Below are 14,606 nucleotides of genomic sequence, written 5' to 3'. Positions count from 1 at the left end.
CTTATTTTAAATAGCTGATTTTTAGTTTTAGAGTGAGGCTTATATGAAAAAAGGAAAGAATACTTTCCGGTATGGCTTTAACGGGAACCGGAGTTTAAAAACTTTGCTGCTTGGTTTGCTTTTCCTGCTGCCGGCCCTGGCATTTTCAGAACCCGATTATACCCAGAAGCCGGACAGCAATTATGTGAAGCAGCTACTGGATTCAGCTTATGCCCTGGAAATCTCCAGGCCGGCCACTGCCCTGAAACTTTATGCCGAAGCCGGCCGGGTCAGTCAGGAAATTAACTATGGACTGGGGCAGGCCAAAGCTTTTCATTACAGCGGCATTGTGTATTCGGATCAGAGCCAGTACCAGGCAGCCCTGAGCCAGTATCGGAAAGCCTTAATCCACTATCAGGAAATCAATTATAAACGGGGTATTGGCGCCTGCTATACCAACATGGGTAACCTGTACCGCTACCAGAGTAAATTCGACAGCGCGTTGGCTTCTTATCAGGCGGGCATTAATTTCTTTAAACAATCGCACCAGCTCGACGGGCTTTCGATGGTTTACGGCAATATTGGCGGCATCTTCCAGAAAATGCAGCAATATAAAAAGGCTTATGGTTATTTTACCCGCGCAGTTGAAGCGGCAGTTCAGGCCGGCGATTCCCTTTCCTGGTGCCGCGGGTTAATAAATCAGGGGACGGTACTTTACGACCTGAAGCAGTACGAAAGATCGAAGCAGGTACATTACCAGGCTCTGCAAATTGCGGAACTGATTAAGGATGATTACTGCCGGGAATTGGGAAATATAAACCTGGCGCTATGTTTCAAGCAGGAAAAGCAATACGACAAAGCAATAGCCTTTGGGCTGAAAGGCCTGGAATATGCTTTAATACTGGCTACGCCTTTCGATGTGGCCGACGTTAAGCATAAACTGGGTGATATTTACTTTCTTAAAAAGGATTATTCCGCTGCAAAAAAGCTATATCTGGATGCTTTGGAAGTTACCCGGCAGATCAAGGCTACCGAGCTTTCGGCTGAAACTTATACTTCCCTGCATAAACTCTACGCGGCCACCGGTGAATTTGAACCCGCTTACACCTACCAGGCGCTTGCCCGGCAGTATCAGGACAGCGTTCTGGGCGAAAAGCAGCTGCAAACCATTAACGATCTGGAACTGAAATACCAGACTTCGCAAAAAGACAAAGAACTGGCCCAGCAGCAACTGCAACTCGAAAAAAGCCGGCAGTACGTGATTTATGGATTCGGTGCGGCTTTAATTGCCGGGCTTCTGGTTTGCATGCTGGTGCTGTATTACAATTACAAACGAAAGATCTACGACAAACAACTGAAAACGGTACAGCAGGAAAAGGAAATTCAGGTGCTGCAGGCCCTGATGCAGGGCGAAGAAAAAGAACGCACCCGCATTGCCCGCGACCTGCACGACGGCGTGGCCGGCATGCTGGCCGCCGCTAAAATGCACATGAACGCGTTGGTACTGCAAGCCCGCGAAATTGTACAGCACAAAGGTTACCACCAGGTAGTGGACCTGCTGGACGAAGCTTCGGTTTCGGTGCGCAAAACTGCCCACAACTTAATGCCGGAAGTGCTAATGCAGCATGGTCTGGATAAAGCCCTGAGCCGCTACTGCACCAACATCAGCAACGATAAACTCCTGGTAGTGCAATACGATTCCCTGAACGAGTTCGGCCGGTTTGCCCCCGATTCTGAATTGTCGGTTTACCGCATTGTGCAGGAGCTATTGAACAACACCATTAAGCACGCCAAAGCCACCGAAGCCCTGGTACAGGTAAGCTATTACAACGAACTGCTTTCCATCACCATCGAAGACAACGGTATTGGTTTCAGTAAAAAAAGTCTTTCCCTGGATGGTATGGGCCTGAACAGCTTGCATTCAAGAGTTAAAGCGCTGAAAGGGAAAATAGACGTTGCTTCCGAAGAAGGGCAAGGAGTAAGCGTTTACTTGGAGTTCGATGTTGCGGAAATTGAAGAGCCGGTGGTGCTGGAAGAAGCGGAGGTATGTACAACAGTTGAATAACGGATTGCACTTGCCGGAGAAGCTGATATTTAGGTTATTGCTGTTTGTTTAATTTATTGCTGTTTGTAGTCTTCCGGAGGAGGACTACAAACTATAAATGAATCAGGAAGTCTCTGACTTCCCTACGCTACCACAGATTTTCCCTGGAATGTTTGTTCGCCTGAAGCAGCGCCGTCGGAGACGGCTGGTTTCATTATTGCTTTGCAGTCCTCCTCCGGAAGAATACTAAGTGCAGGGGGTGTGCTCGTTTTCCAGTTCTTTCGTGCTCTTTTCCAGGTCAGGAAGTAATGCTTTGCAACCATAAAGGCCCGTAATCGCTACAACCTGCATGGAAGAAACCGACCAGGAAAAATTAAAGGAGGAACTGGCTAAAGAACGCAATGAACTGCTGTGGCGCATTCAGAATTTCCTGGAAGGCCCTTTGGTGGTATTAGGGTTTGTCTGGCTGGTTTTGCTGGTAATTGAATTGCTCTGGAGCCTGAACGAAACCCTTTTATGGCTGAGCTACGCGATCTGGGGCATTTTTATTTTCGATTTTCTGATGAAGCTGATCCTGGCCCCCGATAAAACCCAATTCCTGAAAAGCAACGTCATTACCATCATTTCCCTCATGGTGCCGGCTATCCGGGTGTTCCGGATCGGGTATATTTTCCAAAGCGTACGGGCGATAAGAGGATTGCGGCTGGTAAAAGTAGTCGGGTCGCTGAACCGGAGCATGCGGAACTTAAGCGCCACCATGGGCCGGCGGGGTTTTGGTTATGTACTGGTACTCACCATTGTGGTAATTTTCATTGGCGCGGCCGGCATGTACGCCTTCGAAAACGATACCGAAAACGGGCTGAAAACCTATCCCGATGCCTTGTGGTGGACGGCCATGCTCCTGATCACCATTGGTTCCGATTACTGGCCCGCAAGCCACGAAGGCCGGGTACTTTGTTTTCTGCTGTCGCTTTACGGTTTTGCAGTTTTCGGGTATTTTACGGCTACCATGGCCAGCTTTTTCGTGGGCCAGGATGCCGAGGCCGATGATTCGGATGTGGCCAGTGCTCACCAGATAGACCAGATGCATGCCGAAGTAAAAGCGTTGCGGGAGGAAATAAAAGAATTGCTGGAAAGCAGGCGGTTAAAAGGCGGGGAATAAGCTTAAACCAACCCGGCCCGTTCCTGTACGCGCTTTAATAGCGCGAAAATTTCGTTGGCCTTCGCTTCCAGATTCGGAAGTTCGTCCAGTGCTTTTTCGGTCTGGTTATGCTGTTTCAGTTCAACCAGGTAGGAGGCAAAATCGTGGATATCTTTATGTACCATTTCAAGCTCCCGCATTTCCGGCAATTGCCCGAAAAGCGGCATGCCCCGCTCGTAGATCCACTGGCCGAAGCTGCAAACGCGGTAATTTACAATGGGCTCCAGATCGGTAGCCGCACCGTACAGATACGATTTTACTTTCGATTTAAACAGGATGTGCTTTACCGTTGCCGATTCGAATTCGTGTTTTATTTTTGAACGTTCATCCGGCGTAAGCGACGATGCAGGCATATTTTCTGATATTCCGGGGAAAAGGAACTGGAGTAAAGGTAGGGAAAAATCACCGGTTTTTTGCCTGTTGTTTTCCGGGAAGCCAAAGATGCGAGGTAAAGTATTAAGTTTGTTCTTACCCCATTGCTGGTGCTCTATTAACAACTTCAGGTAAAGCATGAAAACAAAGTTATTAGTGAAAACACCATATCCGTCAGGCTAAGAAGAAAAGCTGGTCATTCCGAGTACAAGTAAGTGCGGGAGCACGAAACTTGCGAGCGTAGCTCTCGAGGAAACTTATACATACTTCTATGACAAAGCGAGCATAGCAAGATTTGTCTTACCGTTTAATTTTAAATATGCGGCTCCATAAGTTCCCTCAGAGCTCCGTTCGCAAGTTTCGCGCTTCCTCGCGCTCACTTGTGTTCGGGATGACCCAATAAATTAGCTTAGCCTGACGGCTATGGTGAAAGCACCAGCAACGGCGGGGCGGTAACAAGAGTCAAGAAAGATTAAAAACAATTAATCCGGAACGAAGTAAATAAAACAATAATTTAGCTGAACGATGAGTACCAGATCGAGAGACCAACAAAAAAAGCAGCGCCAGAAAGAATTCCTGGAAAGAAAAGCCCACCAGGAACAACTTAAGGCTGAAGCAAAAAAAGCGAAACGTGAGGGCGCTAAAGGTGAGGAGGAAAAAGACGAGATGGAAGAAAATGGCAAGTAGAATAATGCTCTATCGGAAGTTTTCATTATTGCTCTTATTGCTCTTATTGCTCTTCCGGATGTACACATCCGGAAGCAACCTGCCGGGATTTATCAATCTCCGTTACTCCGCAAATAGCACTTCCAGCAAACCTTTCTCACCCGCATAATTAGTGGCAGAACTGTAAAGATAATGCTCCGGCTCCGTTACTATTTCGGCCCTTACCGGGTTCTGGTGAATGTAAGCGAGCTTCTGCTGCAGGAAATTGTTGGAGGTTATTTCTTTCGCTTCGTTGCCGTCCTGCCAGAATTTGAAGTGCCGGACTTTGGGATCGTTTTTAGCAGAAAAGGAAAACCGGTGCAACAGCCACTGCTTCCTGCTTTCGTTTTCTTCCTGGATGGCATCAATAATTTGCCGGCTGGTAAAGCCCTTAAAATCACGTAGAATATCGGATAAGTTTTTACTGCCCGCCGCGGCTGCAATCAGATGGAGGTGATTGCTCATCAAGACCCAGGCATATAGCTCAAGTCCTTTCTTTTCCTGGCAGAACCGGAGGGAATCTACGATGATGTGCCTGTAAACCGGTCGGGTAAAAATATCCACCCAATCTACCGCCGTCATGGTAAGAAAGTATAGGCTGCCGGGTACAATTTTGTTTTTGATTCCCATGGCCTACATACTTATGTTAAGGTTCTGAAGTTGCAGGAAATATTACTAAAGTTTGCTGGTTTGCTGTTTCGGACATCTGTGTCCGAAACTTATCTGCTGCGGACATCCATGTCCGCGTGTCTGGAGGAGCGGCTTTTTTACGGCTTTTTCCTAGCGTTTTGCGGGATTAAAAGCAGGCTTGCCTTGGATGGGTAAATTCGCAAGTTGGGAAATTAGAGAAGGTTGGCTCTGGTTAGTCGCAATTCCATACTTTTGTACAATTCCCCTGTTTACAGACATGACAAAGCCGCGCCTTGCCCTTCTCATTGGCATAATCTGCATTTCCATTTTTCCGGTGCTGGTAAAGCTTAACCTTACACCGGGCCTGATCTCGGCTTTTTACCGGATGGCCATTGCAGCGGCGCTACTACTTCCTTTTGTAATATTAACCAAAGGGTTTCAGTTGCCGCCTGTGCGGGTTCTATTGCTGGCCATCCTGTCAGGCGTTTTTTTCGCCTCGGATGTAGCCGTCTGGAATATTGCCATTCAACAATCTACCGCTACGCAGGCTACGCTGCTCACCAACCTGGCGCCTGTGTGGGTAGGGGTAGGGTCTTATCTGTTCCTTCAGAACAAACCGGCGCGCAACTTCTGGATCGGGACGGTTATTGCTTTATTAGGGATGGTGGTGCTGGTAGGGTTTGAGTTTTTCCTGGAGCTGCGTTTCGATCTGGCTTTTTCGCTTGGAGTGCTATCGGGTATTTTCTATGCGGTATATATTCTGCTGAGTAAATATGTATTGGAACGCATGCCGGTGCTTTCGTTTATGACGGTGAACCTGCTGGCTTCCTCTGTTTTTCTGGGCGTAGTTTCTTTCCTTTTTAATGAGCCATTCAGCGGTTTTTCGGATATGGGTTGGCTGGTGCTGGTTATTCAGGGAATTGTGTGCCAGCTGGTGGCCTGGCTGCTGCTGAGTTATGCTACCCAGCACATGCGCGCCACGCGGGTTTCGCTGAGCTTGCTGAGTCAGGCCTTATTGGCTTCTTTTCTGGCCTGGCTGTTCCTGGATGAGCAAATCACGCTGCAGATGATTGCCGGTGGCCTGATCTTGTTGGTCGGCATTGGGGTTACTTTTAAGGAAAATTAACTGCAAGCAGAAGCAGGTTTTTGTGCAGTCTCTGCTCTTTCGGACATCAATTTCCGAAAGTACCCTGCTACGGACATCCTTGTCCGCGTATTTGGAAACGGGGACACAGATGTCCCCACCAGATTACTTCCGGACATTGATGTCCGGAAGAGCACTTTGAGTACCAATAATTATTTGGGGTATTGGTTTCGCTTACTCCGCAAACAACACTTGCAGAAAACCTTTCTCACCGGCATAATTGGCAGCAGAACTGTAAAGGTAATGTTCCGGCTCCGCTACAATTTCGGCCCGTACCGGGTTTTGGTGAATATAATCGAGTTTCTGCTGCAGGAAGTTATTCGAAGAAATTTCTTTGGCTTCGTTGCCATCCTGCCAGAATTTGAAGTGCCGGACTTTGGGATCGTTTTTAGCAGAAAAGGAAAACCGGTGCAACAGCCACTGCTTCCTGCTTTCGTTTTCTTCCTGAATAGCAGCAATGATTTGCCGGCTGGTAAAGCCCTTAAAATCGCGAAGGATATCAGATAGGTTTTTATCGCCGGCGGCAGCGGCAATCAGGTGCAGATGGTTGCTCATCAATACCCAGGTGTACAATTCCAATCCTTTCTTTTGCTGGCAGAATTTCAGGGAATCTACGAGGATGTGTTTGTAAACCGGCCGGGTAAATATATCAACCCAATCGGTTACGGTGAGGGTAAGAAAGTACAAGCCGCCGGGCACAATTCTGTTTTTAATTCCCATAGCCCGAATACTTGTTTTAGGATGTTACAGTTGCAGCGAAGCTTATTTTAAGCCGCTGTTTCGGACATCTGTGTCCGAAACCATCCTGCTGCGGACGTCTGCGTCCGCGTGTTCGGGAACGGGGACACGGATGTCCCCGGCAGGTGGCCTCCGGACAAAGATGTCCGGATGAGCGACTTTTTAGGTGCTTTTGCCTAGCGTTTTGCGGGATTGGAAGTAAGGTTTTGATGTAGGGATATGTCCAAAAAAGCGGTGGCAGGGCTAATGAAATTAGGTGTGACTTTTCGCTCTTCTAAAATGCAAGCTATCAATGTAGCCAATTGTTTGAAGAGTATACTTTGTGAATTGTTTTAATTCATCTTCAGAAATAAAATTAAATCCTTCTGCTCTTGAAATATTTCCATGTGATTCATGATCAGAAATCTTTCGTAAATAATTTAACCTCGCTATTAAACCTTCTTTATTAATATTATCGATGGTTTTGTCTTCTATTTCATTAAGTTCTTTTACCATAGTATTAATTAAATACGATAAGCCAGGCATTTTATTACCGTCGTCAACTAAAGCTAATTTGAAGGAGAGAAAGGTTTCTAAAACTATTCTTATAAAGTTTGGGAGATAGTTTTTTGCAGTATCATATTCAACTTTGTTTTCTTTAAAATCAATTATATTCTTTAGCTTCACCAGGTAGGTGTTAGTGAAATTTTTTAAGCTAGATGGAATTTTTCTGATTTTTGGATTTTCATAATATAAACAATATTCCTTAATTTCTTTTTTAAGTGAATCGTTTGTTTTAAGGGCAGTATAAATATATTTTAGGAAAGTAAGGTTGTGGCTAAAAAGAAACAATTGACAAATCTGATTATCCGTAGCGCTATTATAGAAAAAGAAGGATTCAATAAGATTAGCTGTTTGGAATAGTCTGTTATCGTCAAGACTTGAAATTGGATCATCGATTACAACTATACATTTATTATAATCTATATCATTACTCTCAATTCTTTCCACCCTTATTTTGCTTATAAAATAAGCAAAAGCTAAAGCCGTTTTCTCCCCTTCGCTAAGTGAGTGGGATAGCTTCGTTTTCTTTTTTCCGGTTTTTGAAAAGGTGATAATGACATTATCCAAATCTTTATCTTCTTTGTAAATACTAAAGTGATTTATCCCTAAATGACTTAAATAAATATTTACATATTTAGACTCTGCATTAAGTTTAGAAATTTCTTCAGCCCTTTTAATTTGAAGAGTAGAAATTTGGGAAATAATTATGGAACTTAAATTAGCAAGGATGGCTGCTATTTTAGCATTTGATTCCTTTTTTAATGAAAATATATTATTCTCAGGTAAATTGTATTCAATAATTACAGTCTTTTTTAGTTTAGCTTTTATATCATTCGTGATTTCCTGTAAAGTTTTTTTGCCTAATACTTTTAGCTCTTTTTCAATGCCTTTTCCTATTTCATTTTTAATTCTAGAAACTTCTAAATTATAATCTTCGATCAGTTGGTATTCAGATACGGTTAATATTATTAGTTTTTCTATATTTAACTTTTTCTCTTTTAGAGTTTTACTTAAATCTAGTAATTGCTTATTTAATTTTGTTGTATCACTTCTTTCATCATATTCAAAACTAACTCCTAAGCCATTGCAAGTGTCTTTTACAGTTGAAAGCTTTGAGTTATTCCTTTCTACTACTTTTCCGTTAATTAAGGAATCTAGTTTATTTAAGAGCGAATCAATTTGCTCGTGAGCTTTAACTACCTCATCACTGAAGTAATTAACAAAACTATCTACTGCATCATCAATAGTTTCTGACAAATCGGAAAAACATAATGGGCATGTTTTATCATCTCTCTGGGATAAAAATAAAAGTCTCCCACCAGTTCTATACCAACTATTTAGGTCAGAAATTACATTAGAATAGTTGTTGGTATTAACAAGTTTTTGGAAATCATTGATTCTGCCTTTTAATTTGTCCTTAGCTTCAGTTTTAATGGATTTTTGTAGAAGGACTTTAATGCCTTGAATATCAATATCTAAAATTCTGATTTCCTCAATTTCTAAGTTAAGGTTTTCGTACCTCTCAATAGTCAATTGCTCTTTGCTCTTCTTCTCGTAATTACGGTAGAGTTCAGTTAATTCCTGTTCTAATTTAGAATATGCCTCTGATGAATAGTCAGTATTTTGGGGTTTGAGATTAGTTAATCGGGCATTATTAATTTTCTTTTGAAAAACTTTACTTTGTTTATCCCAGCACTTGGATAGACTTTCATCTAATTTATTTTGCCAGCTTTGAATTTTTGATTGTCTATGTGTTAATACTTGTAATCTTTTATCAATAATATTTATTTCTTCGTTCGTTAGCTTTATATCAGATGAAAAGGATTCAATATTGGCAGTATTTCCATTAAAGACGTGATCAGAGATAAATTTTGAATTAAAAACATATAAATCAAGATTTTTTTCTAGGACATTTTTCTCAGTTATCTTTCCATCTTTTGCGGCTAATTCTATAGAGCTACCCTCTTCAATATATTCTTTGAAGACAGTTTGTTTTTCTTTACAATGTTTAGAAAGTAAGTAGAAGAGATTGCTAAGTGTTGTTTTTCCACTACCATTATTACCGTATATTATATTTACCTTACCAAAATCAGGAATATCAGTTGCATTATGGATGTATTTCTCATAGCAACCAAAATTTTCTAATTTGTTGATTGAAGTAATCATATACTTTAAATGTCTTTAAGTCCTTATTTATAAACTCCTTTCTTCCCTATAACCAACATATAATATCCGGTTTCAAGATTACTGAAATATTTGGCATTAACAAGGCGTGATGGATATAAAATAAAAAAGCCTGTCTTTTAAAGACAGGCTTTTTTATTTTAGTTTTTCCCTTTAAATCAACTTATAAGTCCCCAACTCGCTACCCTTCAAATGCTGAATAAATGCTTTCGGCTCGATCCGATACTTCCGTGAAAACAACTCCACCGCCAGCCTTTCCTCCGGCGACGTTAACTGCAACTCAAACTTCTTCTGCCCCGGACAAGCTTGCAAGGCCATTTCCAGCCGGTCAATTGCTTCGGAAGTTACCAGACGAATATCCATATCCAGGCGCACGCCGTTGGCCATTTTTTCGGTGATGTCGCCGAGCAGCTGGATGCTGGTTGGTTTTAGTTCCCACTGGTCTTCGGTTTTGTAGCGCAGCGTTACTTTGCCCCGGATAAACACGTACATGCCTTCCCGCAGATACGACGCATATTTCAGGTAATCTTCCCCGAACAAAGCCATTGGTAACGAAGAATCGTAATCTTCAAGGTTGAACAGCGCGAACGGGTTGCCCGATTTGGCCGCCGTACGGATCTGCACGTTCGAGATCATGCCGGCCACGGAAATATCGCGGTTCTTGAATTCTTCGATCCGGTCTACGCCGCAAGTGCAGTACGATTCTATCTCCAGCGCAAACTGGTCGAGCGGGTGGCCCGACATGTAGAAACCTACCACTTCTTTTTCACGGCGCAGTTTTTCGTTCTGGGTCCATTCCGGCATATCGGGTACGCGCGGCAGCGGCATTTCTACCGTGCCGCCACCAAACAGCGATTGCTGCGCAGCGCCTAATTCCGCCTGGTACTGGTTACCAAAACGAACGGCTTTTTCAATTAAGTTTATGCTTTCGCCTTCGGCAACATCGATGTATTGCGCGCGGTGGTATTTTTCAAACGAATCGAAACCGCCGGCCTGGGCCACGCTTTCGAAGGTTTTCTTGTTCACGGCCCGCAAATTTACGCGCTTCGCAAAGTCGAAAATATCTTTGTACGGCCCGTTCTTTTCGCGTTCGCTTAAGATGGCTTCTACGGCCGCTTCGCCGGTTCCTTTCACAGCGCCCAAACCAAAACGGATCTGGCCTTCGGAGTTCACGTTGAATTTGAAATCCGATTCGTTTACGTCCGGGCCAAGTACCTGAACGCCTTGCTTGCGCGCTTCCTCAATAAAGAACGTCACCTTTTTGATGTCGTTCATGTTGTTGGTAAGCACCGCCGCCATGTATTCGGCCGGGTAATGCGCCTTCAGGTAGCCGGTCTGGTAAGCCACCACCGAGTAAGCCGCCGAGTGCGACCGGTTAAAGCCGTACTGGGCGAATTTCTCCATCACGTCGAAAACTTCGGACGCTTTCTTGGCCGGAATTTTATGAATTTCGCCGGCGCCTTTGATGAACTTTTCGCGTTCCTCGGCCATCTTTTTCATATCCTTCTTACCCATCGCGCGACGGAGTAAGTCGGCACCGCCTAAGGAGTAACCGGCCAGGATCTGGGCCGTCTGCATGATCTGCTCCTGGTACACCATAATGCCCTGGCTGTAATTCAGGATCGGTTCAAGGAGGTCGTGCGGATATTCCACTTCTTCGCGGCCGTGCTTCCGGTTAATGAAGTTCGGGATGAACTGCATCGGGCCCGGCCGGTAAAGGGCGTTCATCGCGATCAGATCTTCAATGTTAGTCGGCTGAAGATCTTTGAGGTACATCCGCATCCCTTCGGACTCGAACTGGAACGTACCGATGGTTTCGCCGCGCTGGTAAAGTTCGTAGGTTTTCAGGTCGTCCATCGGGATGTTATCGATGTCGATGTCTACGTTGTGCAATTTCTTAATGAGCGCCATTGCATCTTTGATGATGGTCAGGGTTTTGAGCCCTAAAAAGTCCATCTTCAGCATGCCCGCACTTTCAATCACCTTGCCATCGAACTGCGTAACCAGCAGGTCGGAATCTTTGGACGTGGAAACCGGAATGTACTTGGTAATGTCGTCGGGCGCGATGATTACGCCGGCCGCGTGAATACCGGTGTTCCGTACCGAACCTTCCAGACGCTCGGCCAATTGCAACACCTTGGCTTTCAGGTCGGAGCCGCCGCGAATGGTTTGCAGTTCCGGCACTTCCGCGAAAGCTTTGGCTAAGGTCGTTCCCGGCGCATCCGGAACCAGTTTAGCCAGTTCGTTCGCTTCGTTCAGCGGCAGTTCAATGCTTCGGGCCACGTCTTTAATGGAAGATTTGGCCGCCATGGTACCGAAGGTGATGATCTGGGCTACCTGCGTTTTTCCGTATTTATCTACCACGTAATCGATCACGCGCTGGCGGTTCACGTCGTCGAAGTCAATATCAATATCGGGCATGGAAACCCGTTCCGGATTCAGGAAACGCTCAAAAAGGAGGGAATACTTGATCGGGTCAATGTTGGTGATTCCGATGCAATACGCTGCCGCCGAACCCGCTGCCGAGCCCCGGCCCGGACCAACCATTACACCCATATCACGGCCTTTATTAATGAAATCCTGGGTAATGAGGAAGTAACCGGCAAAGCCCATCGTCTCAATGATGCGGAGTTCGTAATCGAGGCGTTCTTCAATTTCGGGCGTGATTTCGCCGTAGCGTTTCTTGGCGCCCTCAAAGGTTAAGTGGCGCAAAAAAGCATCGGCAGTTGGGTGTTCCGGCGGAAGCGGGAAGTTCGGAAGTAAAATGTCGCGCTTCAGCTTTGGAGGGGTAATTTTATCGACAATTTCGTTCGTGTAATCGATGGCTTGGGGCACGTCTTTGAACAGTTCGTTCATTTCGGCCTGGGTCTTGAAAAAGAACTGGTCGTTGGGGAAACCGAAACGGCTTTGCGGACGCGGTTTCTGCATTTCTTCCTGAATGCGGAAAAGCTCGCGGCGCACGTTTTCGTCGCGCGAATAACGGTTCTCGATGTTGTCGAGGTGGTCGTAGATTACCTGGTTGTCGGAAGTAAGGCAGCGGAAATATTTGGTCTGGAAATCGCCAACGGGTACGCTCACGTTTTCGCCGGTGTTCACGCAAAGCAGAATGTCGTGGGCGTTCCAGTCCTGTTGATCCACGTAATGCGAATCGTTGGTGGCAATAACCGGCACGTTGTATTTCTTGCTCCACTTCAGCAGCACCTGGTTAATGTCTTCCTGGCTTTTGCCGGTGCCGTCAATATCCATCAGGCCGTGGCGCTGAATTTCGATGTAATAATCTTCGCCGAACAAATCGAGCCACCACTTGAAAATTGCCTCGGCTTCTTCTTCGCTTTTCCAGAGAATGGCCTGCGGCACTTCCGCGCCAATGCAGCAGCTGGTGGCAATTAAGCCTTTGGAATATTGCTGCAGCAGTTCCTTATCGATGCGCGGCCATTTGGAGTACAGACCTTCGATGTAGCTCATGGAGCATAGCTTGGCCAGGTTCTGGTAGCCTTCCTGGTCTTTGGCGAGCAGCAACTGGTGGTGGCGCACGTCTTTCTGCTCTTTGCTGAAGGATTTCTGATGCCGGTCGGCTACGAGGTAAAATTCGCAACCCACAATTGGCTTCACGTTATATTTATTCGCTTCGGCCACGAAGTTGAAGGCCCCGAACATGTTGCCGTGGTCGGTCATGGCAACGGCTTTCATGCCGTCGGCCTGCGCTTTTTTCATGAGCGCGCTGATGCTGGCCTGGCCGTCGAGGAGGGAATACTGGGTATGGCAATGAAGGTGGCTGAAATCTGGCACTTTCTTTTAATTAGAAATTCAAAATTAGAAATTAGAAATTAGAAATGCGGGAAAGCACTTTTTGGGCTAAAACCATAGCGTTTAAACGGTTAGGTTTTGGTGGACTTCCTGCATTTCTGAACCTTAAAATTACGCAAAATCGGCCGCTTTTGGAAATGGAAAAGGCGGCGGTTTGGCGTGATCTTAGAACACGGTTTTTGGGGGAAGGGTTCGGGAGAAAATAAGAAAGGCAAGCCTTTAATTGCCTGCCTTTCGTTATAAATTTCATAAACGCTTATTTGATAATAATTCGTTGGACTTTCGTTTCAGAACTTGAGGCCAAATGAAGAGAATAAATGCCAGGCGTTATACCTGTTAGGCTGATTTGATTTTGTTTGTTTTTCAGGCTTTCCATTTTAACTACTTTTCCAGTTAAATCCCGAAGGGTTAACTGAGTTGCTGTATTTTTTAGCATACTTAGGTCAACATTCAAGATTTCATGGGCCGGATTGGGAAATACATTTACGGCGTTATTGGAATTCATTTCTGATATTCCAGTTGGACCATTATACCCTAACCGCAGCACATGCCGATAGTTACCAATTTGGTTTAATGTCGTTGGTGCCGTTTGCGGATTATGAGAATTATTTGTTCCCTGATAGTAACCATTGATTAAGTCAGTATTGCATTCAAAAGGAGGACTTACTACGGCCAATATTTGGCTTTCCCATTCATACAGCAAGTAAAATCCTTCGCCGGAATTAAAATAGTATGGAGATGTCAACGGATAATCCATATAACCGGAAAGCTGATAATACATCAAGTGATGGTAATCGCCGATCTTTGTAAGATTTGGATGTAGCATAATTGTATCCCAATCTGTACCTAGGTTATATACCGTATCTGTAGTTGGAATTAAGTAAATTTTAAAATAGCCTGTGGTTCCTTGACCGTAAACTGAGCCATTTAATTTGAAGGCCAGGGAGGTTAAAGGGTAGGAAACAGGAAAGTGACTCATTTCTGAGGCTTTATAAAGCATGGCCGCGCGGATATTTAATTGCGCAAACGGTCCAAAAGAAGTGAAATTGGGGGGAGTAGTAACAGGCGCTGAAACACCTCCGGAAACAGGAACTTGAACATAACTTTGGGCCTGAAGATTTTGAATAGAACAACAAAACGAGCAAATAATAATTGCAATAAAATGAATACCAGGGAATTTTGGCTTCTTTGTTCCGGGGTTTATAGCCAATTTATGATTCATAGTTCTGATGTTAGGGTTCAGTAATGTAAAAGTTTTT

At 44.8% G+C, this 14,606-nt stretch carries 10 protein-coding genes; 4 read left to right on the top strand and 6 right to left on the bottom strand.

Annotated elements, in window-relative coordinates; genetic code table 11:
- Positions 1-43 precede the first annotated feature (43 nt).
- Together F0P94_RS09935 and F0P94_RS09930 are read left to right on the top strand one after the other, a co-directional pair.
- On the top strand, positions 44-2,044 hold the full coding sequence (locus tag F0P94_RS09935) for a tetratricopeptide repeat-containing sensor histidine kinase (RefSeq protein WP_150903735.1): 2,001 nt from the start codon (positions 44-46) through the stop codon (positions 2,042-2,044).
- 328 nt (positions 2,045-2,372) lie between these two features.
- Positions 2,373-3,185, top strand: coding sequence for an ion transporter (locus tag F0P94_RS09930; protein ID WP_150903734.1), 813 nt, complete (start codon positions 2,373-2,375; stop codon positions 3,183-3,185).
- 2 nt (positions 3,186-3,187) lie between these two features.
- Here F0P94_RS09930 and F0P94_RS09925 read toward each other — a convergent pair whose 3' ends face one another.
- Positions 3,188-3,736 (bottom strand): CZB domain-containing protein, encoded by a 549-nt coding sequence (locus F0P94_RS09925; RefSeq protein ID WP_150903733.1) that lies wholly within the window; start codon positions 3,734-3,736, stop codon positions 3,188-3,190.
- A 385-nt stretch (positions 3,737-4,121) separates the two neighbouring features.
- Between F0P94_RS09925 and F0P94_RS19675 the strand changes: the two genes are divergently transcribed.
- On the top strand, positions 4,122-4,283 hold the full coding sequence (locus F0P94_RS19675; protein WP_191907000.1) for a hypothetical protein: 162 nt from the start codon (positions 4,122-4,124) through the stop codon (positions 4,281-4,283).
- A gap of 102 nt (positions 4,284-4,385) precedes the next feature.
- On the opposite strand, the gene F0P94_RS09920 is transcribed toward F0P94_RS19675, so the two are convergent.
- A complete protein-coding gene (locus F0P94_RS09920) occupies positions 4,386-4,931 on the bottom strand; it encodes an REP-associated tyrosine transposase (protein ID WP_150903732.1) in 546 nt (181 codons plus the stop codon).
- Positions 4,932-5,208: 277 nt separating this feature from the next.
- On the opposite strand from F0P94_RS09920, the gene F0P94_RS09915 reads away from it, so the two are divergent.
- A complete protein-coding gene (locus F0P94_RS09915; protein WP_150903731.1) occupies positions 5,209-6,057 on the top strand; it encodes a DMT family transporter in 849 nt (282 codons plus the stop codon).
- 192 nt (positions 6,058-6,249) lie between these two features.
- On the opposite strand, the gene F0P94_RS09910 is transcribed toward F0P94_RS09915, so the two are convergent.
- The 4 genes from F0P94_RS09910 to F0P94_RS09895 all read right to left on the bottom strand — a co-directional run bounded on the left by F0P94_RS09910 (position 6,250) and on the right by F0P94_RS09895 (position 14,569).
- On the bottom strand, positions 6,250-6,795 hold the full coding sequence (locus tag F0P94_RS09910; RefSeq protein ID WP_150903730.1) for an REP-associated tyrosine transposase: 546 nt from the start codon (positions 6,793-6,795) through the stop codon (positions 6,250-6,252).
- 270 nt (positions 6,796-7,065) lie between these two features.
- Complete coding sequence (locus F0P94_RS09905; protein ID WP_150903729.1) at positions 7,066-9,522, bottom strand: AAA family ATPase; 2,457 nt, start codon at positions 9,520-9,522, stop codon at positions 7,066-7,068.
- Between the two features lie 171 nt (positions 9,523-9,693).
- Positions 9,694-13,329, bottom strand: coding sequence for a DNA polymerase III subunit alpha (gene dnaE, locus F0P94_RS09900; protein WP_150903728.1), 3,636 nt, complete (start codon positions 13,327-13,329; stop codon positions 9,694-9,696).
- Positions 13,330-13,603: 274 nt separating this feature from the next.
- Positions 13,604-14,569: a T9SS type A sorting domain-containing protein gene (locus F0P94_RS09895; protein ID WP_150903727.1), complete on the bottom strand. Its 966-nt coding sequence runs from the start codon at positions 14,567-14,569 to the stop codon at positions 13,604-13,606.
- Between the last annotated feature and the right edge of the window lie 37 nt (positions 14,570-14,606).

It is taken from the genome of Adhaeribacter soli (assembly GCF_008727925.1).
Classification (GTDB): Bacteria; Bacteroidota; Bacteroidia; order Cytophagales; family Hymenobacteraceae; genus Adhaeribacter_A; species Adhaeribacter_A soli.
This window is presented reverse-complemented; position numbering and strand designations above follow the sequence as displayed.

What these genes read in the sequence shown, in the direction of transcription:
- F0P94_RS09930 (WP_150903734.1), top strand. Translation starts at nt 2,373, where the DNA reads ATGGAAGAAACCGACCAGGAAAAATTAAAGGAGGAACTGGCTAAAGAA.
- F0P94_RS19675 (WP_191907000.1), top strand. Translation starts at nt 4,122, where the DNA reads ATGAGTACCAGATCGAGAGACCAACAAAAAAAGCAGCGCCAGAAAGAA.
- F0P94_RS09910 (WP_150903730.1), bottom strand. Translation starts at nt 6,795, where the DNA reads ATGGGAATTAAAAACAGAATTGTGCCCGGCGGCTTGTACTTTCTTACC.
- F0P94_RS09920 (WP_150903732.1), bottom strand. Translation starts at nt 4,931, where the DNA reads ATGGGAATCAAAAACAAAATTGTACCCGGCAGCCTATACTTTCTTACC.
- F0P94_RS09905 (WP_150903729.1), bottom strand. Translation starts at nt 9,522, where the DNA reads ATGATTACTTCAATCAACAAATTAGAAAATTTTGGTTGCTATGAGAAA.
- F0P94_RS09935 (WP_150903735.1), top strand. Translation starts at nt 44, where the DNA reads ATGAAAAAAGGAAAGAATACTTTCCGGTATGGCTTTAACGGGAACCGG.
- F0P94_RS09895 (WP_150903727.1), bottom strand. Translation starts at nt 14,569, where the DNA reads ATGAATCATAAATTGGCTATAAACCCCGGAACAAAGAAGCCAAAATTC.
- F0P94_RS09915 (WP_150903731.1), top strand. Translation starts at nt 5,209, where the DNA reads ATGACAAAGCCGCGCCTTGCCCTTCTCATTGGCATAATCTGCATTTCC.
- F0P94_RS09925 (WP_150903733.1), bottom strand. Translation starts at nt 3,736, where the DNA reads ATGCTTTACCTGAAGTTGTTAATAGAGCACCAGCAATGGGGTAAGAAC.